The organism is Pseudomonas sp. GM78 (assembly GCF_000282475.1).
In the GTDB taxonomy this organism is placed as follows: Bacteria; Pseudomonadota; Gammaproteobacteria; order Pseudomonadales; family Pseudomonadaceae; genus Aquipseudomonas.
This window is the reverse complement of sequence record NZ_AKJF01000064.1, coordinates 1-18,421: the sequence shown is the minus strand read 5'-3', so window position 1 is coordinate 18,421 and position 18,421 is coordinate 1. Positions and strand designations below refer to the sequence as shown.

20 protein-coding genes and 2 tRNA genes are annotated in these 18,421 nt (G+C 59.3%); 15 read left to right on the top strand and 7 right to left on the bottom strand.

Annotated elements, in window-relative coordinates:
* Positions 1 to 86: 86 nt before the first annotated feature.
* The gene (locus tag PMI35_RS22780; protein ID WP_008057184.1) at positions 87 to 521 is read left to right on the top strand and encodes a DoxX family protein; all 435 of its coding nucleotides are present in this window, start codon (positions 87 to 89) and stop codon (positions 519 to 521) included.
* A 61-nt stretch (positions 522 to 582) separates the two neighbouring features.
* Here the strand turns inward: PMI35_RS22780 and PMI35_RS22785 are convergent, their stop codons facing one another.
* A complete protein-coding gene (locus PMI35_RS22785) occupies positions 583 to 1,866 on the bottom strand; it encodes an NAD(P)/FAD-dependent oxidoreductase (RefSeq protein WP_008057182.1) in 1,284 nt (427 codons plus the stop codon).
* Between the two features lie 183 nt (positions 1,867 to 2,049).
* Between PMI35_RS22785 and PMI35_RS22790 the strand changes: the two genes are divergently transcribed.
* The 3 genes from PMI35_RS22790 (at position 2,050) to PMI35_RS22800 (ending at position 4,925) form a co-directional block, all read left to right on the top strand.
* A tRNA-Val gene (locus PMI35_RS22790) sits at positions 2,050 to 2,126 on the top strand.
* 388 nt (positions 2,127 to 2,514) lie between these two features.
* Positions 2,515 to 2,591: transfer RNA gene (locus tag PMI35_RS22795), tRNA-Val, on the top strand.
* Between the two features lie 372 nt (positions 2,592 to 2,963).
* On the top strand, positions 2,964 to 4,925 hold the full coding sequence (locus PMI35_RS22800; protein WP_008057180.1) for a hypothetical protein: 1,962 nt from the start codon (positions 2,964 to 2,966) through the stop codon (positions 4,923 to 4,925).
* Positions 4,926 to 4,971: 46 nt separating this feature from the next.
* Here the strand turns inward: PMI35_RS22800 and PMI35_RS22805 are convergent, their stop codons facing one another.
* The gene (locus tag PMI35_RS22805; protein WP_008057179.1) at positions 4,972 to 5,268 is read right to left on the bottom strand and encodes a hypothetical protein; all 297 of its coding nucleotides are present in this window, start codon (positions 5,266 to 5,268) and stop codon (positions 4,972 to 4,974) included.
* Positions 5,269 to 5,646: 378 nt separating this feature from the next.
* On the opposite strand from PMI35_RS22805, the gene PMI35_RS22810 reads away from it, so the two are divergent.
* Entirely contained in the window at positions 5,647 to 5,841 is a 195-nt protein-coding gene (locus PMI35_RS22810; RefSeq protein ID WP_008057177.1) for a hypothetical protein, read from the top strand.
* 63 nt (positions 5,842 to 5,904) lie between these two features.
* On the opposite strand, the gene PMI35_RS22815 is transcribed toward PMI35_RS22810, so the two are convergent.
* Entirely contained in the window at positions 5,905 to 6,657 is a 753-nt protein-coding gene (locus tag PMI35_RS22815; protein WP_008057176.1) for a carbonic anhydrase, read from the bottom strand.
* A 182-nt stretch (positions 6,658 to 6,839) separates the two neighbouring features.
* Between PMI35_RS22815 and PMI35_RS22820 the strand changes: the two genes are divergently transcribed.
* Positions 6,840 to 7,295, top strand: a complete 456-nt coding sequence (locus tag PMI35_RS22820; RefSeq protein WP_008057175.1) for a DUF2214 family protein — start codon at positions 6,840 to 6,842, stop codon at positions 7,293 to 7,295.
* 97 nt (positions 7,296 to 7,392) lie between these two features.
* Here PMI35_RS22820 and csrA read toward each other — a convergent pair whose 3' ends face one another.
* The gene (gene csrA / locus PMI35_RS22825) at positions 7,393 to 7,584 is read right to left on the bottom strand and encodes a carbon storage regulator CsrA (RefSeq protein WP_008057174.1); all 192 of its coding nucleotides are present in this window, start codon (positions 7,582 to 7,584) and stop codon (positions 7,393 to 7,395) included.
* Positions 7,585 to 7,835: 251 nt separating this feature from the next.
* Between csrA and PMI35_RS22830 the strand changes: the two genes are divergently transcribed.
* On the top strand, positions 7,836 to 8,201 hold the full coding sequence (locus PMI35_RS22830; RefSeq protein ID WP_008057172.1) for an SPOR domain-containing protein: 366 nt from the start codon (positions 7,836 to 7,838) through the stop codon (positions 8,199 to 8,201).
* A 75-nt stretch (positions 8,202 to 8,276) separates the two neighbouring features.
* On the opposite strand, the gene PMI35_RS22835 is transcribed toward PMI35_RS22830, so the two are convergent.
* From PMI35_RS22835 to PMI35_RS22845, 3 genes are all read right to left on the bottom strand, one after another.
* Positions 8,277 to 8,966: an endonuclease gene (locus PMI35_RS22835; protein WP_008057171.1), complete on the bottom strand. Its 690-nt coding sequence runs from the start codon at positions 8,964 to 8,966 to the stop codon at positions 8,277 to 8,279.
* A 4-nt stretch (positions 8,967 to 8,970) separates the two neighbouring features.
* Positions 8,971 to 9,261, bottom strand: coding sequence for a DUF1654 domain-containing protein (locus PMI35_RS22840; protein ID WP_008057169.1), 291 nt, complete (start codon positions 9,259 to 9,261; stop codon positions 8,971 to 8,973).
* Between the two features lie 132 nt (positions 9,262 to 9,393).
* Complete coding sequence (locus PMI35_RS22845; RefSeq protein WP_008057168.1) at positions 9,394 to 10,482, bottom strand: asparaginase; 1,089 nt, start codon at positions 10,480 to 10,482, stop codon at positions 9,394 to 9,396.
* A 325-nt stretch (positions 10,483 to 10,807) separates the two neighbouring features.
* Here PMI35_RS22845 and PMI35_RS22850 point away from each other — a divergent pair, with 325 nt between their 5' ends.
* From PMI35_RS22850 to PMI35_RS22885, 8 genes are all read left to right on the top strand, one after another.
* Entirely contained in the window at positions 10,808 to 11,239 is a 432-nt protein-coding gene (locus PMI35_RS22850) for a hypothetical protein (protein ID WP_008057166.1), read from the top strand.
* A 160-nt stretch (positions 11,240 to 11,399) separates the two neighbouring features.
* Complete coding sequence (locus PMI35_RS22855; RefSeq protein WP_008057164.1) at positions 11,400 to 12,356, top strand: sugar ABC transporter substrate-binding protein; 957 nt, start codon at positions 11,400 to 11,402, stop codon at positions 12,354 to 12,356.
* 54 nt (positions 12,357 to 12,410) lie between these two features.
* The gene (locus PMI35_RS22860; RefSeq protein ID WP_008057163.1) at positions 12,411 to 13,964 is read left to right on the top strand and encodes a sugar ABC transporter ATP-binding protein; all 1,554 of its coding nucleotides are present in this window, start codon (positions 12,411 to 12,413) and stop codon (positions 13,962 to 13,964) included.
* Entirely contained in the window at positions 13,961 to 14,938 is a 978-nt protein-coding gene (locus tag PMI35_RS22865; RefSeq protein ID WP_008057161.1) for an ABC transporter permease, read from the top strand. Before PMI35_RS22860 ends, PMI35_RS22865 begins: the two co-directional genes overlap by 4 nt.
* Before the next feature lie 3 nt (positions 14,939 to 14,941).
* Complete coding sequence (locus PMI35_RS22870; protein WP_008057160.1) at positions 14,942 to 15,961, top strand: LacI family DNA-binding transcriptional regulator; 1,020 nt, start codon at positions 14,942 to 14,944, stop codon at positions 15,959 to 15,961.
* Positions 15,962 to 16,002: 41 nt separating this feature from the next.
* Positions 16,003 to 16,920: a ribokinase gene (rbsK, locus tag PMI35_RS22875; protein ID WP_008057158.1), complete on the top strand. Its 918-nt coding sequence runs from the start codon at positions 16,003 to 16,005 to the stop codon at positions 16,918 to 16,920.
* Entirely contained in the window at positions 16,917 to 17,321 is a 405-nt protein-coding gene (gene rbsD / locus PMI35_RS22880; RefSeq protein ID WP_008057156.1) for a D-ribose pyranase, read from the top strand. Before rbsK ends, rbsD begins: the two co-directional genes overlap by 4 nt.
* Positions 17,321 to 18,280 carry a nucleoside hydrolase gene (locus PMI35_RS22885; protein ID WP_008057152.1) on the top strand — a complete coding sequence of 320 codons (960 nt, stop codon included), beginning with the start codon at positions 17,321 to 17,323 and terminating at the stop codon, positions 18,278 to 18,280. The genes rbsD and PMI35_RS22885 overlap by 1 nt, the downstream gene beginning before the upstream one ends.
* Positions 18,281 to 18,421: the final 141 nt, after the last annotated feature.

Below are 18,421 nucleotides of genomic sequence, written 5' to 3'. Positions count from 1 at the left end.
TATGGCGGATTTTTTGCGCTTTTAACATGAGATTTACTGATTAATATAGCGGCCAACCAACACACACTCTCTAGGGACGACACAACATGAGCTCACTGATCAACAAGGTATTGTTTACCCGCGCTGGCTACGGCCTGACCGTTTTGCGGATTTTCGTCGGCATCATCTTCGCTGCCCACGGTTCGCAAAAACTCTTCGGGGCATTCGGTGGCTATGGCCTGGCGGGCACCGCGCAGTATATGGAAAGCATCGGCCTGGCACCGGGTTACCTGATGGCGACGCTGGCGGGCGGTACCGAGTTCTTTGCCGGCCTGGCCTTGATCATCGGCTTGCTGGTACGTCCGGCGGCCCTGGGACTGACCTTCCTTTCTCTGGTGGCGATCTTTACCGTTCACATCAGTAACGGCCTGTTCATGGCCAACAACGGCTATGAATTCGCCCTGGCGTTGCTGGGCGGCAGTATCGCGGTGCTGATCGAAGGCGCCGGCAAGCTGTCGGCGGACCGCGCCATCGCCGGCTAACGGTTTGCGAGCAGACAAAAAAATGCCCGTATCAGCAGATACGGGCATTTTTGTTTGCGCATCAGAACCCGAGTTTGTCGCGCAATCCGTAGTACCACGCGCCCAGTGCAGCAAACGGGGTGCGCAGCATTTGTCCGCCCGGGAAGGGGTAGTGGGGCAGGTCGGCAAAGGCGTCGAAACGTTCAGCTTGACCGCGCAATGCTTCGGCCAGGACCTTGCCCGCCAGGTGCGTGTAGGTGACGCCGTGGCCGCTGCAACCCTGGGAGTAATAAATGTTGTCGCCCAGTCGCCCGACCTGAGGAAGACGCGACAGGGTCAGCAGGAAATTTCCGGTCCAGGCGTAGTCGATTTTCACATCCTTGAGCTGCGGGAACGCCTTGAGCATCTTCGGACGGATGATCGCTTCGATGTTCGCCGGATCCCGTGCGCCATACACCACGCCGCCGCCGAAAATCAGGCGCTTGTCGCCGCTCAGGCGGTAGTAGTCGAGCAGGTAATTGCAGTCTTCGACGCAATAGTCCTGGGGCAGCAGGCTTTTCGCCAGCTCATCGCCCAGGGGCTCGGTGGTGATCACCTGCGTGCCGCAAGGCATCGACTTGGCCGCCAGCTCCGGCACCAGATTGCCCAGGTAGGCGTTGCCCGCCACGATAACGAACTTGGCCCTGACCTTGCCCTGTGGTGTGTGGACCACCGGGCTGGCGCCGCGCTCGATGCGCACTGCCGGCGACTGCTCATGAATGGTGCCGCCCAACGACTCCACGGCCGCCGCTTCGCCCAGCGCCAGGTTGAGCGGATGGACATGCCCGCCGCTCATATCGAGCGTGCCACCGATGTATTGATCGCACGCCACGACCTCGCGGATGCGGCGCTGATCCAGCAACTCCAGCTGCGTATGCCCGAAACGCTCCCATAGGCGCTTCTGGGATTCCAGATGGCCCATCTGTTTGGCCGTGATGGCGGCAAACACGCCGCCGTCCTTCAGGTCGCATTGGATGTTGTACCTGGCCACCCGATCACGAATGATCCGTCCGCCTTCGAACGCCATCTGCCCCAGCAACTGAGCCTGCCGCGGGCCGACACTGCGCTCGATCACATCGATATCGCGGCTGTAGCTGTTGACGATCTGGCCGCCATTGCGCCCCGACGCACCGAAACCCACCCTGGCCGCTTCCAGGACCGTCACCCGAAAGCCGTGCTCCAGCAGGAACAGGGCCGAGGACAGCCCGGTATAACCGGCGCCGATCACGCAGACATCAGTCTCCACCTCACCCTGCAAAGACGGGCGCGGCGGTACCGCATTGGCCGATGCGGCGTAATAGGACTCTGGGTAAGGGGTGTTCGCCATCCTGCAGCCTCTGTTTAATAAATTTAACGAGTGCGTCGATCCTACCCGAGTTGAAAAACCGCCGCCAGCCAGCGGAAAATCTTCTTCCCCACAGAAAAATTAAATATTTCGCATTTTCATAGGGTTAGCTCGAAAAAAGCTGTTGACACCCTCCCGGAATTCCGTAGAATGCCGCCTCACAGCAGGCACGTAGCTCAGTTGGTTAGAGCACCACCTTGACATGGTGGGGGTCGTTGGTTCGAGTCCAATCGCGCCTACCAAACAAAATCCGCTCTGCTGGGCGGTCTGGAAGGGCTCACCGAAAGGTGAGCCCTTTTTTGTTGCTTTGAATTTTTGCATAACGTTCACAAAGTATCGGGTTCGTTCACACTGGGCATTGTGCAATACGAAGAGGATGCCAAAAAACCATTCATCTTCCTCAGTAATGACGAAGCATTCCTAGGTTGGTGCGAGCACTTCTGACGACATACGCATTTGCAGCTTGCTGTTCCCGACCTCTCCCACTGAATGCACGAGAGAAAAAGGGAGAGAAAAAGGGAGCTGATTTATTTTCCATTCAGTCCAAAAAGGGAAGGAAAATTAAATCGGCCCCCTTTTCACTTTTCAGTAGACACCCTCCCGGAATTCCGTAAAATGCCGCCTCACAGCAGGCACGTAGCTCAGTTGGTTAGAGCACCACCTTGACATGGTGGGGGTCGTTGGTTCGAGTCCAATCGCGCCTACCAAACAAAATCCGCTCTGCTGGGCGGTCTGGAAGGGCTCACCGAAAGGTGGGCCCTTTTTTGTTGTCCTGAATTTTTTCAGGGCGTTCACAAGCTTCAGGTTTCGCTCACACTGGGTGATCGTCGCCCACGTACTGATACCGATCTTCAAGGCGATGCAGGTGCATTGCCGTTGTCGTTCTGCCAGTCGGCTGCGAGGACCTGCGTCGGCTCCTCGAAACATCAGTTCATGAGTTGCAGAAGCAAATCAGTGCGAAAGGTGCTGGAATGACAGGCGAGGACAGGAGAGCCCCCGCCGGAGGATGACCCTGGATCGAATGAAGAGTATGACCAGGATTGATCTTTTGATGTGCGCTGTCTTGGCTATGAGGTTATATGCACCCGGAACATCTTGATTTATCCAGCCCTGTGTTCTTGCCCATTACAGATGAAACCTGTGCAGGCTTGTTGCTCGTCGATGGCGCAACAGCGCTTGATGTGCTGACGGATCCGGAGCTGGCGGCGATGTTGGTCATCCAGAATCTGGCCCAGGCGACGGATAAAGACCTTAATGCCAATGCGGCAGAGAAGGTTCTGGCCAAGCTCATTGCATGGGCGGTCGACTCGCGGCAGTCAACAGCCGCAGGTTTGTTGTCAGAGGCGCAACGGCTGTTCGATCCACGCAAGTTGTACTTCGGTCTAAATGCGATCAAACGTCTGGACCTGCGTTTTCTTCTCGCCGATGAAGTTTCGGCGCGGGATTACCTGCTGCCCGATGGCAGGTGGGATGTCGGTTTCAAGATTCGCCACCAAAGTGACAACAATCCCTTTAGTCAGCAGATGGTGACGCCAAGGCATCGCGAGCGTTGGTTGAGTGCTGCACAAGACAAGCTTGTCAGAACCTTTCGTGCCAATCTGGACGAAGACCTGCATGTGCAAGGTTACGCCGGGATAGGCAAAAGTCACCTTATAGGGGTCTTGGTGGAGTGCCTGCGACCGGGTGGGACACTGATACTGGCGCACACGCCGGAAAAACTGGCAACGCTTAACGAGCGCATGGGGGCTGCGCGCGATCGGAACACGGGCACAACCTTCGAGGCCTTTGCGAGAGCCCTGTTGCACGGTCCCAGGCCTAAACCCGCCAGTAAGCCGGCCAGGGGACCGAGCAAGCAGGCAATGTCGCAGGAGCTGAACATCCTCGGTTTTCGTGGCTACGATGGGCAGGCGACACTTGATGCCTGTCTCAGGGTGCTCGAGCGCTATTGCCGCTCCAGGGACCACAGTTTGTCGGCCAGGCATCTGCCTCATTTCAAGCAATCCTTGTCCAGCCTGGATGCCAGGGTGCTTCTTGAGTATTCGAGCCGCCTGTGGTCGTACCTTGAGGCAAGCCCGGCTTGGGGCGGTCGGACCGGGTTCGAAACATTGTTGATGATAAAGCGGGCAAGCCTGGCGGGTTGCGCGGTACCTGCCCGCTATACGCACGTCCTCATTGATGAAAGTCAGGATGTTCCCGCCTCACTGCTACAGATCCTCGAGAGGGGGCGCCAGGTGTTGATTACGTTGGGTGATGAGTACCAGCAGGCCAGTGGCGAGATAGTCAAAAGAAAGCGGGTGGTGCGGCAAAGCGATGTTAGCTACTCCGTTCGCTCAGGTCGCAATGTCGAGCGTCTGGTCAACCCGTTGATCTGCCTGCACTCAGAGAAGAGCAAGGTTCCCTTCGAAGGTGCTCGTGATGCAGATGTCGGTATCGAGCATTATCCGGAAGGCTTCGTGCCGCCCGAGGGCTGCGTGGTGCTGACTGCGTCTCGCTGGGACACGATGAAGTGGATGATCGAGCTGCAACATGCCAGCTGTCTATTCAGTTTCCCGGACAAAAAGGCGGAGTCGGATCTCAAGGATTTCATGACCACTGCCATCGCGCTGTTCAAACCAGACTACTACGGTGCCGAGAGCGGCGCGGATGGGGCGCACTCATATTTTAGCGAGATGGCAGACTGGCAGCAGGTGCGTGAGGCGAACCTATTCGACGAGTCGTTTCTTTGGGTCGAGAGCGAGTTGGAAAAAGGTTTCAATGTCGCCGGGGTAACTCGGTTGAACAGGATGATTGGTAGCTCCGCCAAGAGCTGCATGCTGATGATGGCAGAAGCAGCGGGGGGGATGGAGTTCGATCGGGTCCTGCTGACGCGCGGGCTGCTCACCAACGTGCAGTTCAAAGATGCCTATGAGTTCGATCAGCGGATCTGTGCCGTGTACATCGCGATCTCCCGCGCCAGGCAGCAGCTTTACCTTCCTTACGATGTGGTCGAGTGGATTGAGTATCACAAGTACCAGAAATACCGCGAGTCGCACGGCTACTGATTGATTTCACCAGCGTCGGGTTCGGGGGTGGCGTCTGTCTGCGCAGCTACCCGATATTTTTCAACCCCACCACATTCCTGGCTAATCTGGCGCGCTCGCTCCAGGCGATGGTGTGGCTGGCCTTGTTCCATCGCACTTTCCTGATGTCGCGACCTGCGGCTTTTTCAATGGCGTCAGCGATGCGCCGGGTATTGAGCATACTGCCCACACACTCTCCATGATGCAGCAGGGCCGCCTTCCAGGCTTCAAGGTCGCACATGCTTGAGCGTTCGATGATGATGACTTCCTTGGATCCGTTGGCCACAAAATGGATCTCGTAACGCTCCCTCATTGATTTCGGCATCCCCGCCACTCATTCTCACATGAGAAATATTATCATTTAAGAGCGATGTTCGGGCAAGACCGAATGAAAATCAGTTCGTCTTGGGTTGAACTGCAAGCAGCCAATTGCATCAAAGCAGGACAGGCAACCGGGCGTTTCGTGGGTTCATTGAGGCGGGAGAGCGATGATGGGGAGGCGGGCGATGATCAAGTTCTTTGCGGCTTACCTGTCCATTTGCCTTTTGCTTGAGTGGACGGTGGTCGAGGCGTCTCCCTGGATTGCCAGCCATGTGCTGCTGCGGTGGATTCTGTAGCGGCGCATCTGCAAGTGGGCGTCGTGCCTTGAAGCGGCGATTGAGGCGTAAAATAGGCAGTGTTACCTCATCTGAAGGAGTCGCATATGATCTCCGACCAAATGAACAGACAGGCATCCGATCACAAGGCTGTGTGGGATCAATATTTCTGCGCCGCGTTGATTGCCGAAAGCAATCTGACGGCCCCCGTCGTCGGCGGGGCCACGCATGAAGACCGGCAGAATCTGTTGATTGAAAGGGCCAAGGCGCTCGCGGACAAGATGATGGAATGCAGGAAATAACCAGAGCCCAGCCTTCGCGCTGGGCTCTTCACATCGGCGGCGTGGCAGCCGTAGCTGGATGATTCAGGCAACCAGCTCGACTTTACCTGTCGCCAGGCGATAAATGCCCCCCACTATTTTCAACTGGCCCTTGCTGAGCGCATCCGTCAGCAAGGGCGTGGCTTGCTTGAGGCGTTCGATCGAGTTCTTGATGTTTTGCACGGTCGCGTTTTCCACCAGGTCGCCTGGTTGACTGCTTACCTGCTCGATAGCGGGTTTGAGTGCGTCCGTAAGGGCAGGGATCTTGCCGGGGAATACCGTGTGGTCCTTGACGGCTTTCACGCCAGCCTCGATGGCACCGCAGCGCTCATGGCCCAATACCAGGATCAGCGGTGCACCGAGCACGGCCACGCCGTATTCAAGGCTTGCAAGACCTTCGTCCGTGACGAAGTTGCCGGCCAGGCGTACGGCGAAAAGATCGCCCCGTGCGGTATCGAAAGCGTATTCCGGGGCGATGCGCGAGTCAGAGCAACTCAGCACCGCCACGAAAGGATTCTGACCGGAAACCAATGCTTCTCGTTCGTCCTTGAAGTCGTGGGTTTCGGAGTTGCCGCTGACATAGCGTTCGTTGCCCGCCATCAATCTTTTCAGGGCCTCATCCGGGCTGATGACGTTTTTGGGTTTTGGCGGCGCGGAGGTTGTCTCGGCTGCCTGGATTATTCGACTCGGCAGGGTGCCGGCCAATAGCAGGGCACCTGCTCCCAATCCGGCAAGGCGCAGGAAACGACGACGCTCATGGATAGTTGTTGCGGAGTTTGAATCACATGATTCACACATGATGTTGTGTACTCAGGTCAATTCGGTGGGAATGACTGCTGTTGGGGTAGTGCCTTGAAGAGCTTCGGCACTGGAGTGATGGAGTCTAGTAGGTCTGTAACATTATGTTTTGCGGGCAAACCCGTGGTTCATGGACTACTACTGACAGGCTGATTCGACTTCGTCCTTACAGGAGTTTCCCGATGCTGACTCACTGGCTGCTTGCAGCGATTCATCTTTTGGCTTTTGCGCTTGGATTCTGGGCTGTCCTGGTGCGTGGCACGGCCTTTCGGCGCCTGGCAGTCGGCGCGGGAGAGGCTCGCGATGTATTGGTCGCAGACAACATTTGGGGCATTTCTGCCCTTGTGCTGCTCGTAACCGGCGGCATGCGCGCCTTTGGCGGTTTTGAAAAGGGCACGGACTACTACCTGCACCAGCCGTTGTTCCATCTCAAGATGACGTTGTTGGTCCTCATCCTGCTACTGGAAATTGCGCCCATGGTGACGTTGATCAAATGGCGGGTTGCGCGGTCGCGTGGCGTGGCTATCGATACCTGGCGTGCAACGCTGTTTGCGCGCATCAGTCATATTGAAGCGGGGCTGGTGTTGCTGATGATGGTGGCGGCCAGCGGCATGGCGCGCGGTATCACATTTGGCTGACGGAGGGGTGCGGGGGGAGCGCAGGCAATAGTGCGCTGGAATCTTTAGCCAGCCGTCGTTGCGGGGCGAACGGGCTGGCTACTGACTGCGACAGGATTCAGGTTTGTGGCTTTTCCGGGGCGGTCAGGCCGGCCTGAATACGCTGATAGATTTCTTCGCGGTGCACTGCAACGTCTTTGGGGGCGTTGATGCCAATCCGGACTTGCTGGCCGCTTACGCCCAGGATGGTGATCGTAATGTCATCACCAATGTTTATGCTTTCACCGACTTTGCGGGTGAGTATCAGCATGGTCTTCTCCTTGATTGCTTCGTGGGGCACCTGATTCGGACAGTGCAGAGGTCGGTGTTATGTATAGATTAGTGCGAAGTCTCACAGTTTGGGTGCCTCTTTCTGACGCGCAGATACAGCATTAATTCCCAAGGCGTAACTATACAGAGGCCGCCACTATCATTCTCGTTGTTTTGCGCCCATTTTGCGGCACTCGCGATGTATTCATGAATGCTAAAATCCCCCGCTTTAAGCATTCAGAGGGAAACGCTGTGCGCAAAATGGTCTTGGCAATTGCGGTATTGGCGCTGGCGGGATGCGGTGAAGGCAAGCGCGAGGAGGCATCCAGGCCGCAGCCTGCAGCAACGGCGACGTCGGCACAGGTCGCGGGGCCACAGTGGGATCTCGAAGTGCGGGGTGAAACCCCCCAGGCCGTCAGCGATCTCAGCGGCTGGCTGATCGAGCATAGCTTCATGTCCAACGTGATCAGGGAAAATGGCAAGACCCGCATCCTGATGGGGCCTTACAGCTCCAGGGAAGAAGCTGATGCCAAGCAGGCGCAGGTGAATGCCGCGCTCATCAAGGCGAAGAAGCAGAACATTGAAGTGTTGGTGCTGGAGCGCCCGACGGCTCGATAAAGACTCTATCAGGTGGCTGAAATAACGAAGGCCTGGGGTGTTTAAACCCCAGGCCTTCTTATTTACAGCGAGCGTTTAGCCGCAGGCTTTCATGTCGACCGGGCCGACGAACTCGTTGCCGCGCCCCATGACACACGCCACGCTCTGGTTGCGTTGGCGTTCCCAGGCTTGCACCGGGTAGGTCTTGTCCCAGGCCTGGTATAGCTGCTGGTCCTGTTTCGACAGGCGCAAGCCATATTGCTTGCTCATGTAGAAATACGTCCGGGCGATCATGCCGCGGATGGAAGGGCGGGGCATGACTTTCTTCGCCTTGAAGTCGACCTGGGTCAGGCACGAACCGTATTGGCCCGATTGCTCCGGCAGCCAGCCGAAACTGAAGTTGCTGCGGTCACCATTGACCTCGCCGATGCTGGGCACCAGGTTGTGCAGGTCGGCTTCGGCCTTCTGGTAGGTCGGGTCGTATCGCGTACAGTTTTTACGCCCGCCCTCCTGCCAGCACTGACGCTGATGCCCGATTTGCCAGGCCGGAACAATGTGTTCCCACTCGATGCGTTCGGCGCGCTTGGCGTTTTTGCGCGGCACATAACCGCACGCCGCGAGGTTCACCTTGTTACCGGTGTATTTGCAGCCGCAGTAAAACTCGGTGGATTGCGGTGCATACAGCTTCCAGGCGACTTTCTTGGCTTCGCTGAACGTGCGCGGCGCATCAGCCTGGGCGCCCGTGGCAAACACCAGGAACAGCAAAGCAAAACAACGGACACTCATCGACTCAGTCTTCCTTCGGCACTACCCAGAAAATCTGCACGCCACCATCGTCGCGATAGGCGAGGGTAACGTTGTCGTTCTCGTCGATTTCTTCGAGCAGGCGTTCCCACTCGTCCACGGGCTCGTCCGGAAGGCGAAAGATCAGGGCGGCCCTGGCTTTTTGGGCGGTAGGGCTGTTGATGATTTTCTGAACGCGCAGGCCCATGCGTACATAGGCGTCTGGTGCGGCGGAGGTAGTGTCCACAGGATTATCCTTATTAAGCTGTACGTGCATACAGTATTTAACTGTAGGCATTTTCGCAACTGCTTAAAATTCAAGAGAATCCTCTGACAGTGTTTTTTGCCGATTGGTGTAGGGCGATGAGAGTTTTTTTGTCAGGCGAGAGGCGAAGGGTGCCCGACCGGAGTCGGTCGGGCGAGGGGTGAATCAATATTCCCAGAACATTCGTTGCAGCTCTTTGCTGTCATTGGTCTTGGTCAGCGCGACCATCGCCAGGATCCGGGCTTTCTGCGGGTTCAGGTCATGCGCCACGACCCAGTCGTATTTGTCGTCAGGCTGTTCGGCGTTACGCAGGACAAAACCACCGGCATTGACGTGGGAAGAGCGGATGATCTGCACCCCGTCCTTGCGCAGGGCTTGCAAGGCAGGAACGACCCGGGAAGAGACCGAGCCATTGCCGGTACCGGCATGGATGATGGCCTTGGCGCCCGACTGGGCCAGTGCCTTGTAAGCGGTGTCGCCGACGTTGCCGTAGGAGTAGGCGATTTCGACGTCAGGCAGGCTCTGGATGGTCTTGATGTCGAATTCCGAGTCCATGGTGTGGCGCTTGGCAGGCAGGCGGAACCAGTAGGATTTGCCTTCGACCACCATCCCGAGGGGGCCCCAGGCGCTTTTAAACGCCTCGGTCTTGATGTTGATCATTTTGCTGACATCGCGACCTGACTGGATTTCATCGTTCATGGTCACCAGCACGCCTTTGCCGCGCGCGTCCTTGCTGCTGGCGACGGCGACGGCGTTGTACAGGTTCAGCATGCCGTCGGCCGACATTGCCGTGCCCGGGCGCATGGAGCCCACGACAATGATCGGCTTGTCGGTTTTTTCCACCAGGTTGAGGAAATAGGCGGTTTCTTCCAGGGTGTCGGTGCCGTGGGTGATCACGATGCCATCGACGTCCTTGCTGTCCGCCAGCTCGGCGACGCGACGGCCCAACTGCAGCAGGTTGTCGTTGGTGATGCTTTCGGAGGCGATCTGCATGACCTGTTCGCCGCGAACATTGGCCAGTTGGCTGAGCTGCGGAACCGCGGCGATCAATTGTTCGATGCCGACTTTCGCCGCTTGATAGGTGGCGCTATTGGCGGCGCTGGCGCCTGCACCGGCGATGGTGCCGCCGGTCGCCAGGACCACGACATTCGCCAGTTTCTGTTGTGTTTCGACTTCTTTTGCCTGAAGGGCGGCGGGCAGGAGCAGCAGGAGGGCCAAGGTGCCCGGAATAAGATTTTTCAAAGCAGATGTCATTATTTTTCTCTCTAGTAGTGACGGTGCCGATGCAGGTTCATCTAGATGCGCCCCAAACGGATCTGAACCTTTGGGGTGCTGGAGAAAGAGCAGGACTCGTACCAGTTACAACCAGAATCAGAAAAAACGCTTAACCTGTTGAATTGTTTAGTTATTTAAACGCAGTGTTGATCGGCGATTATGCTCTTTTGTCCGGCTTTCCGACTCTCGGTGGATTTTTCATTCGGCTTTCCGAAAGGATTACGACTCTCATTTAAATATCGGCATTAAAGAAACCTGCTGGCAGGTCGATGCTTCAGTGAAGAATCATCTACAGGGAGTTCACATGTCGTTGTCGGTCGGTTTAAACAATTCAGCGGTTATCATTATTGGCGGGAAATCCACGGCTGCCGTCGACACCCAGAGCGACGCGACTTCGGCGCAACAGCTCGGTGCGTCCGTAAAAGATGAAAAGTCTGTCCGCATGGGGCAGGGCGCGCAGGCGGGTGAAAGCGCCGAAGGCGCGGGCAGCCAGCAAAGCGTTGCGGTGCAATTGCTGCTCAAGCGCATGCAGGAACTGCAAGAGCAACTGCGTGAGCAACAGCAACAACTGGCGGCTGCCCAGGCCGCGTCCTATCAGTCTGAAGAGGCCAAGGCCACGGCCGTGATGTCGATCCAGGCACAGATTGCCGATACGTCAGCGGCATTGATGCAGGTGGCCGCCAGCCTGGCGAAAGAGTTGACCGGTTCCGGCAATATTGTCAGCACCTCGGCGTGATCGGGCCTGCCGTTGGGCATGCGCGCAACCTGCGAACGGGGTATGACGGTCGTTGACAAATTCCGGCAAGATTCGCATAGTCAGGGTTCGCAAACGTTTGCGACACCCCTGGATGCCGCCTCGACGTTGCTCACAATAATCATAAGATCGGAGTGAACCCATGAAGCTGCCATTCGCTGGACGTCTTCTTGCTGTCGCAATACTGGCTGGTGCAACCGCCGTGCTGCCTGTTTCTTCGGCGTTCGCCCAGACGCCTGAAAAGCCCAAGGTCGCGCTGGTGATGAAGTCCCTGGCCAACGAATTCTTCCTGACCATGGAAGACGGCGCCAAGGCTTACCAGAAAGACCACTCCGGCGAGTTCGAGCTCATCTCCAACGGCATCAAGGACGAGACCGATACCGCCAACCAGATCCGCATCGTCGAGCAAATGATCGTTTCCAGGGTCAATGCGCTGGTGATCGCACCCGCTGATTCCAAGGCCATGGTGCCGGTGATCAAAAAAGCCGTCGACGCCGGCATCACCGTGATCAACATCGACAATCAGCTCGACCCGGCCGTGGTCAAGAGCAAGAACATCAGCGTGCCGTTCGTAGGCCCGGATAACCGCAAGGGCGCGCGCCTGGTCGGTGAGTACCTGGCCAAAGAGCTCAAGGCCGGTGATGAAGTCGGCATCATCGAAGGCGTGTCCACCACCACCAATGCCCAGGCCCGCACCGCAGGCTTCAAGGATGCGATGGAGGCGGCGCAGATCAAGGTCGTGTCCGTGCAATCGGGCGACTGGGAAATCAACAAGGGCAACCAGGTGGCCTCCTCGATGCTCAGCGAATACCCGAACATCAAGGCCCTGCTGGCCGGCAACGACAGCATGGCGGTGGGCGTGGTGTCTGCGGTACGTGCCGCGGGCAAGGCCGGCCAGGTGCAGGTGGTCGGTTACGACAACATCAACGCCATCAAACCGATGCTCAAGGATGGCCGCGTCCTGGCCACCGCCGATCAGTTTGCCGCCAAGCAGGCGGTATTCGGCATCGAGACCGCGCTGAAGATCATCAAGGGCGAGAAAGTCGACAGCGGCACCAACGGCGTGATCGAAACTCCGGTAGAGCTGGTTACACAGTAATTTTCCGGCGACACAATGACGCTCGCCCGTCCCGGCGAGCGCATGGAGAGATTTATGTCTGTTAGCGCCCCGCACGCTGTCCTCTCGGTCAGCGGCATTGGCAAGACTTACGCGCAGCCCGTCCTGGCCGGCATCGACCTCACGCTCATGCGCGGCGAGGTGCTGGCACTGACCGGCGAGAACGGCGCTGGCAAAAGCACACTGTCGAAAATCATCGGTGGGCTGGTCACGCCGACCACCGGCCAGATGCAGTTTCAAGGGCAGGATTACCGCCCGGGCAGTCGGACCCAGGCTGAAGACCTGGGGATCCGCATGGTGATGCAGGAGCTCAACCTGTTGCCGACCCTGTCGGTGGCAGAAAACCTGTTCCTGCACAAGCTGCCCAGTAGCGGCGGCTGGATCAAGCGCAAGCAACTGCGCCTGGCGGCGATCGAAGCAATGGCTCAGGTAGGGCTGGACGCGATCGACCCCGACACGCTGGTGGGCGAGCTGGGCATCGGCCATCAGCAGATGGTCGAGATCGCGCGCAACCTGATCGGTGATTGCCACGTGCTGATCCTCGATGAGCCGACCGCGATGCTGACTGCCCGCGAAGTCGAAATGCTCTTCGAGCAGATCACGCGCCTGCAGGCCCGTGGCGTGTCGATCATCTATATTTCCCACCGCCTCGAAGAACTGGCACGGGTGGCCCAGCGCATTGCGGTCCTGCGTGACGGCAACCTGGTGTGTGTCGAGCCCATGGCCAACTACAACAGTGAGCAACTGGTCACGCTGATGGTCGGGCGCGAACTGGGCGAGCGCATCGACATGGGGCCGCGCGACATTGGCTCGGCGGCATTGACGGTCAAGGGGCTGAGCCGTGCCGACAAGGTGCATGACGTGTCTTTCGAAGTGCGCGCTGGCGAGATCTTCGGCATTTCCGGCTTGATCGGGGCAGGGCGCACCGAGTTGCTGCGCTTGATCTTCGGTGCCGACACTGCGGACAGCGGTACGGTGGCGCTGGGTTCACCGGCGCAGGTGGTGAGTATCCGTTCGCCGGTGGACGCGGTGGGGCATGGCATCGCCCTGATCACCGAAGACCGCAAGGGCGAGGGCCTGCTGCTGACACAATCGATCAGCGCGAACATTGCGCTGGGTAACATGCCCGCTATTTCCAGCGGCGGCCTGGTCAACCCTGGCGATGAGGCGAAACTGGCCCAGCGGCAGATCGATGCGATGCGCATCCGCAGTTCCGGGCCGGCGCAGTTGGTGTCCGAGTTGTCCGGTGGCAACCAGCAGAAGGTGGTCATCGGTCGCTGGCTGGAGCGTGATTGCTCGGTAATGCTGTTCGACGAGCCTACGCGCGGCATCGATGTCGGCGCCAAGTTCGACATTTACGCGCTGCTCGGCCAGCTGACGCGCCAGGGCAAGGCGTTGGTGGTGGTGTCCAGCGACCTGCGCGAGTTGATGTTGATCTGCGACCGCATCGGCGTGCTCTCGGCAGGAAGCCTGATCGACACCTTCGAGCGCGACAGCTGGACCCAGGATGATTTGCTTGCCGCCGCGTTCGCCGGCTACCAAAAACGTGATGCGCAGCTCAAAGCAGCGGCGCCTAGGGATCTTCAATGAAAACCGCATCTTCGGCCGGCCAACGCAGCGGCAATTTCTACGGGCTGGGCACGTATCTGGGGCTGGCCGGTGCCTTGCTGGCCATGATCGTGCTGTTCTCGGTGCTGAGCAGTCACTTCCTTTCCTACAACACCTTCAGCACCCTGGCCAACCAGATTCCGGACCTGATGGTCCTGGCGGTCGGGATGACCTTCGTGCTGATCATCGGCGGCATCGATCTGTCGGTGGGTTCGGTGCTGGCGCTGGCCGCGTCGACCGTCAGCGTGGCGATTCTCGGCTGGGGCTGGAGCGTGCTGCCAGCGGCATTGCTCGGCATGGCGGCTGCCGCGCTGGCGGGGACCGTCACCGGTTCGATCACCGTGGCCTGGCGTATTCCATCGTTCATCGTGTCCCTGGGTGTGCTGGAAATGGCCCGTGGCGTGGCGTACCAGATGACCGGTTCGCGCACCGCCTACATCGGCGACGCCTTTGCCTGGCTGTCCAATCCGATCGCCTTCGGGATTTCGCCATCGTTCATCATTGCTTTGCTGATCATTTTCATCGCCCAGGCCGTGTTGACCCGTACCGTGTTCGGACGCTACCTGATCGGCATCGGCACTAACGAGGAAGCGGTGCGCCTGGCGGGGATCAACCCCAAGCCCTACAAGATCCTGGTGTTCAGCCTGATGGGGTTGCTGGCCGGTGTTGCCGCGCTGTTCCAGATCTCTCGCCTGGAAGCGGCGGACCCCAATGCCGGCTCCGGCCTGGAACTGCAAGTGATCGCTGCCGTGGTGATTGGCGGCACCAGTTTGATGGGCGGGCGCGGCTCGGTCATCAGCACTTTCTTCGGCGTGCTGATCATTTCGGTATTGGCGGCTGGTCTGGCGCAGATCGGTGCCACCGAGCCGACCAAGCGCATCATCACTGGCGCGGTGATCGTGGTGGCGGTGGTGCTTGATACTTATCGCAGTCAGCGCGCAAGCCGGCGGACCTGAGTCATGGCAACGATCAAGGATGTAGCAGCACTGGCGGGGATTTCCTACACCACGGTGTCCCATGTGGTGAACAAGACCCGGCCGGTCAGTGAAGAAGTGCGGGTCAAGGTCGAGGCGGCGATCAAGACCCTCGACTACGTGCCCAGCGCCGTAGCCCGGTCCCTCAAGGCCAAGACCACGGCGACCATCGGCCTGCTGGTGCCCAACAGCCTCAACCCGTATTTCGCCGAGCTGGCACGGGGCATCGAGGATTACTGTGAGCGCAATGGCTACTGCGTGATCCTGTGCAATTCGGACGACAACCCGGACAAGCAGCGCAGCTACCTGCGGGTACTGCTGGAGAAACGCATCGACGGGCTGATCGTCGCCTCGGCCGGTGGTGACAGCGGGCTGGCCGAGGGCCTGGCGGGCGTGCGCACGCCGATGGTGATCGTCGACCGTGGGCTCGAAGGCGTCGACGCCGACCTGGTGCGCATCGATCACGAGTACGGCGCTTACCTCGCGACCCGGCATCTGCTGGAGCTGGGGCATCGGGACATCGCCACCATCAGCGGCCCGGCGACCACCAGCGTGGCGCAGATGCGCCTCGCCGGGTTTCGCCGGGCCCTTGAAGAGGCGGGCATCCGTGTGGCGCACGGGCGCATGCTGGAAAGCGATTTCACCAGCACCGGCGGCTACAGCGCCGCGGCTCTGCTTCTGGAAAAAAATCCCCCCAGCGCGATTTTCGCCGCCAACGACATGATCGGCATCGGCGTGCTGCGTGCCGCCGCCGAGCGCAATATCCGCGTGCCGACGGACCTGTCGGTCATCGGCTTCGACGACATCCAGATGAGCCGCTATGTCTATCCGGCATTGACCACCGTCGGCCAGTCGATCCTGCAGCTAGGCGAAATGGCGGCCGGGGTCCTGCTGCGCCGGATTGCCAGGCCGGACCTGGCGACCGAACAACGGATCGTCACCCCCAGCATCGTCATGCGCGAATCGACCGCGCCGTTGGCCGGGGTGTTCGACCAATATCGCTAAATCCCAGGCAGCGCTGTAACCGTCTTGATGAGTAGTAATTTATGTCAGCAAAAGTAGTGGTAGTCGGCAGCTTGAACATGGACCTGGTGACCCGGGCACCGCGTCTGCCCCGTGGTGGAGAAACCCTGATCGGCCAGTCGTTCGCGACCGTCTGTGGCGGCAAGGGCGCGAACCAGGCCGTGGCGGCCGCGCGTCTTGGTGCGCAGGTGTCGATGGTGGGCTGCGTGGGCAGCGATGCCTACGGCCAGGTGTTGCGCCAGGCGTTGCTGGACGAGGGCATCGATTGTCGGGCGGTCAGTGCCGTGGAGGGTAGCAGTGGCGTGGCGTTGATCGTGGTCGACGATAACAGCCAGAACGCCATCGTGATCGTCGCCGGGGCCAACGGCGCACTGACGCCGGCAGTGCTCGGCTGTTTCGATGCCGTGCTGCAGGAGGCGGATGTGATCATCTGTCAGCTGGAAGTGCCGGATGCCACGGTCGGCCATGCACTCAAGCGCGGTCGTGAACTGGGCAAGACCGTGATCCTCAACCCCGCGCCGGCCAGTCGACCGCTGCCCCAGGACTGGTATGCGTCCATCGACTACCTGATCCCCAACGAGAGTGAAGCGGCAACGCTCAGCGGCTTGCCGGTGGACTCGCTGCAGACGGCGCAGATCGCCGCCACTCGACTGATCGAGATGGGGGCCGGCAAGGTCATCATCACCCTCGGCGCCCAGGGATCGTTGTTTGCCGATGGCAAGGGCTTCGAACATTTTCCGGCGCCGAGCGTGAAGGCGCTCGACACCACGGCGGCCGGCGATACCTTCGTTGGCGGTTTCGCCGCGGCCCTGGTGGCCGGGATGAGCGAAGCGCAGGCGATACGATTCGGCCAGGTCGCTGCGGCGTTGTCGGTCACCCGGGCTGGCGCGCAACCCTCGATTCCCACTCTGGTCGATGTACAGGCGTTTAAAACACCATGAAAAAGACCCCTTTGCTCAATGTCGCGCTGTCGCGGCTGATTGCTTCCCTGGGCCATGGCGACAAGGTGGTGATCGGCGATGCGGGCCTGCCGGTACCGCCAGGTGTCGAACTGATCGACCTGGCCTTGACCCAGGGCATTCCGGATTTCGTCAGCACCCTGAAAGTGGTGCTCAGCGAAATGCAGGTCGAAAGCCATGTACTGGCGCAAGAGATCCTGGAGAAGCGGCCGCCGGCACTGGCGACCCTGGACGCGCTGGAGGCCGAGGGGGCGTTGGGGCGGCGCGAACTGCTCAGCCATGAGCAGTTCAAGCTCCTCAGTCGACAGGCGCGGGCGATCGTGCGCACCGGCGAATGTCAGCCTTACTGCAATATCGTGCTGGTGGCCGGGGTGACGTTCTGATGGGCGCCCAGTTGGAGCAACCGATCGACTTGATCATCGATACCGATCCGGGTGCCGATGATGTGATTGCCTTGCTGTTTGCCTTGGCGTCGCCACAAGAATTGAAGGTGCGCGCCTTGACCACCGTCGCCGGCAACGTGTCCCTGGACAAAACCTCGCGCAATGCACGGCTTGCCCTTGAGTGGGCTGATCGCGAAGAGGTGCCGGTGTACGCCGGGGCGTCGAAGCCGTTGGTGCGCACGCCTATCTATGCCGAGCACGTCCATGGCGAGGAAGGTTTGCCGGGTGTTGCGGTGTATGAGCCCAGGCAAGGCCTGGCCGAAGGCAGTGCGATCGACTTCCTGATCGACACGTTGCTGGCTGCCACGCCCCATAGCGTGACCATCGCCATGCTGGGGCCGCAGACCAACCTTGCCCTGGCGCTGATGCGCGAGCCACAAGTCGTCCGGGGCATCAAGCAAGTGGTGATCATGGGCGGTGCGCACTTCAACGGCGGTAACATCACGCCGGTGGCCGAATTCAACCTGTTCGCCGATCCGCACGCGGCCGAGGTGGTGCTCAAGAGTGGCTTGGACCTGGTCTACCTGCCGCTGGACGTGACCCACAAGATCCTCACCAGTGACGCGCGCCTCGCGAAGATAGCGGCGTTGAACAACAAGGCCAGCAAACTGGTGGGCGATATCCTGCAGGAATGCATCGGCGGTGACATGGCGCGCTATGGCATTCCCGGTGGCCCGGTGCATGACGCCTCGGTCATCGCCTACCTGCTCAAGCCGGCGCTGTTCAGTGGCCGTTCGGTCAATGTGGTGGTCGACAGCCGCGAAGGTCCGACGTTTGGCCAGACCATCGTCGACTGGTATGACAGCCTCAAGGCTCCGAAGAATGCCTTCTGGGTTGAAAGCGGTGACGCCCAGGGCTTCTTCGATCTGTTGACCGAGCGCCTGGCGCGCCTGCAATAGCGCTCGAACCCAAGGGCCATTGAATGCATCCCCCTGTAGGAGCGGGAACGTTGATCCATGCCGCGTCAAAGCCTTTGGGAGATTTTTGTCTGAGTACATATCCATTGCTGCGGTAACGACCACTTATGGTTTCGCCCTTAC

Bases quoted from the DNA above. Each gene is read 5' to 3' on its own strand.
- PMI35_RS22780 (WP_008057184.1), top strand. From the start codon at position 87: ATGAGCTCACTGATCAACAAGGTATTGTTTACCCGCGCTGGCTACGGC.
- PMI35_RS22785 (WP_008057182.1), bottom strand. From the start codon at position 1,866: ATGGCGAACACCCCTTACCCAGAGTCCTATTACGCCGCATCGGCCAAT.
- PMI35_RS22800 (WP_008057180.1), top strand. From the start codon at position 2,964: ATGCACCCGGAACATCTTGATTTATCCAGCCCTGTGTTCTTGCCCATT.
- PMI35_RS22805 (WP_008057179.1), bottom strand. From the start codon at position 5,268: ATGCCGAAATCAATGAGGGAGCGTTACGAGATCCATTTTGTGGCCAAC.
- PMI35_RS22810 (WP_008057177.1), top strand. From the start codon at position 5,647: ATGATCTCCGACCAAATGAACAGACAGGCATCCGATCACAAGGCTGTG.
- PMI35_RS22815 (WP_008057176.1), bottom strand. From the start codon at position 6,657: ATGTGTGAATCATGTGATTCAAACTCCGCAACAACTATCCATGAGCGT.
- PMI35_RS22820 (WP_008057175.1), top strand. From the start codon at position 6,840: ATGCTGACTCACTGGCTGCTTGCAGCGATTCATCTTTTGGCTTTTGCG.
- csrA (WP_008057174.1), bottom strand. From the start codon at position 7,584: ATGCTGATACTCACCCGCAAAGTCGGTGAAAGCATAAACATTGGTGAT.
- PMI35_RS22835 (WP_008057171.1), bottom strand. From the start codon at position 8,966: ATGAGTGTCCGTTGTTTTGCTTTGCTGTTCCTGGTGTTTGCCACGGGC.
- PMI35_RS22840 (WP_008057169.1), bottom strand. From the start codon at position 9,261: ATGCCTACAGTTAAATACTGTATGCACGTACAGCTTAATAAGGATAAT.
- PMI35_RS22845 (WP_008057168.1), bottom strand. From the start codon at position 10,482: ATGACATCTGCTTTGAAAAATCTTATTCCGGGCACCTTGGCCCTCCTG.
- PMI35_RS22850 (WP_008057166.1), top strand. From the start codon at position 10,808: ATGTCGTTGTCGGTCGGTTTAAACAATTCAGCGGTTATCATTATTGGC.
- PMI35_RS22855 (WP_008057164.1), top strand. From the start codon at position 11,400: ATGAAGCTGCCATTCGCTGGACGTCTTCTTGCTGTCGCAATACTGGCT.
- PMI35_RS22860 (WP_008057163.1), top strand. From the start codon at position 12,411: ATGTCTGTTAGCGCCCCGCACGCTGTCCTCTCGGTCAGCGGCATTGGC.
- PMI35_RS22865 (WP_008057161.1), top strand. From the start codon at position 13,961: ATGAAAACCGCATCTTCGGCCGGCCAACGCAGCGGCAATTTCTACGGG.
- PMI35_RS22870 (WP_008057160.1), top strand. From the start codon at position 14,942: ATGGCAACGATCAAGGATGTAGCAGCACTGGCGGGGATTTCCTACACC.
- rbsK (WP_008057158.1), top strand. From the start codon at position 16,003: ATGTCAGCAAAAGTAGTGGTAGTCGGCAGCTTGAACATGGACCTGGTG.
- rbsD (WP_008057156.1), top strand. From the start codon at position 16,917: ATGAAAAAGACCCCTTTGCTCAATGTCGCGCTGTCGCGGCTGATTGCT.
- PMI35_RS22885 (WP_008057152.1), top strand. From the start codon at position 17,321: ATGGGCGCCCAGTTGGAGCAACCGATCGACTTGATCATCGATACCGAT.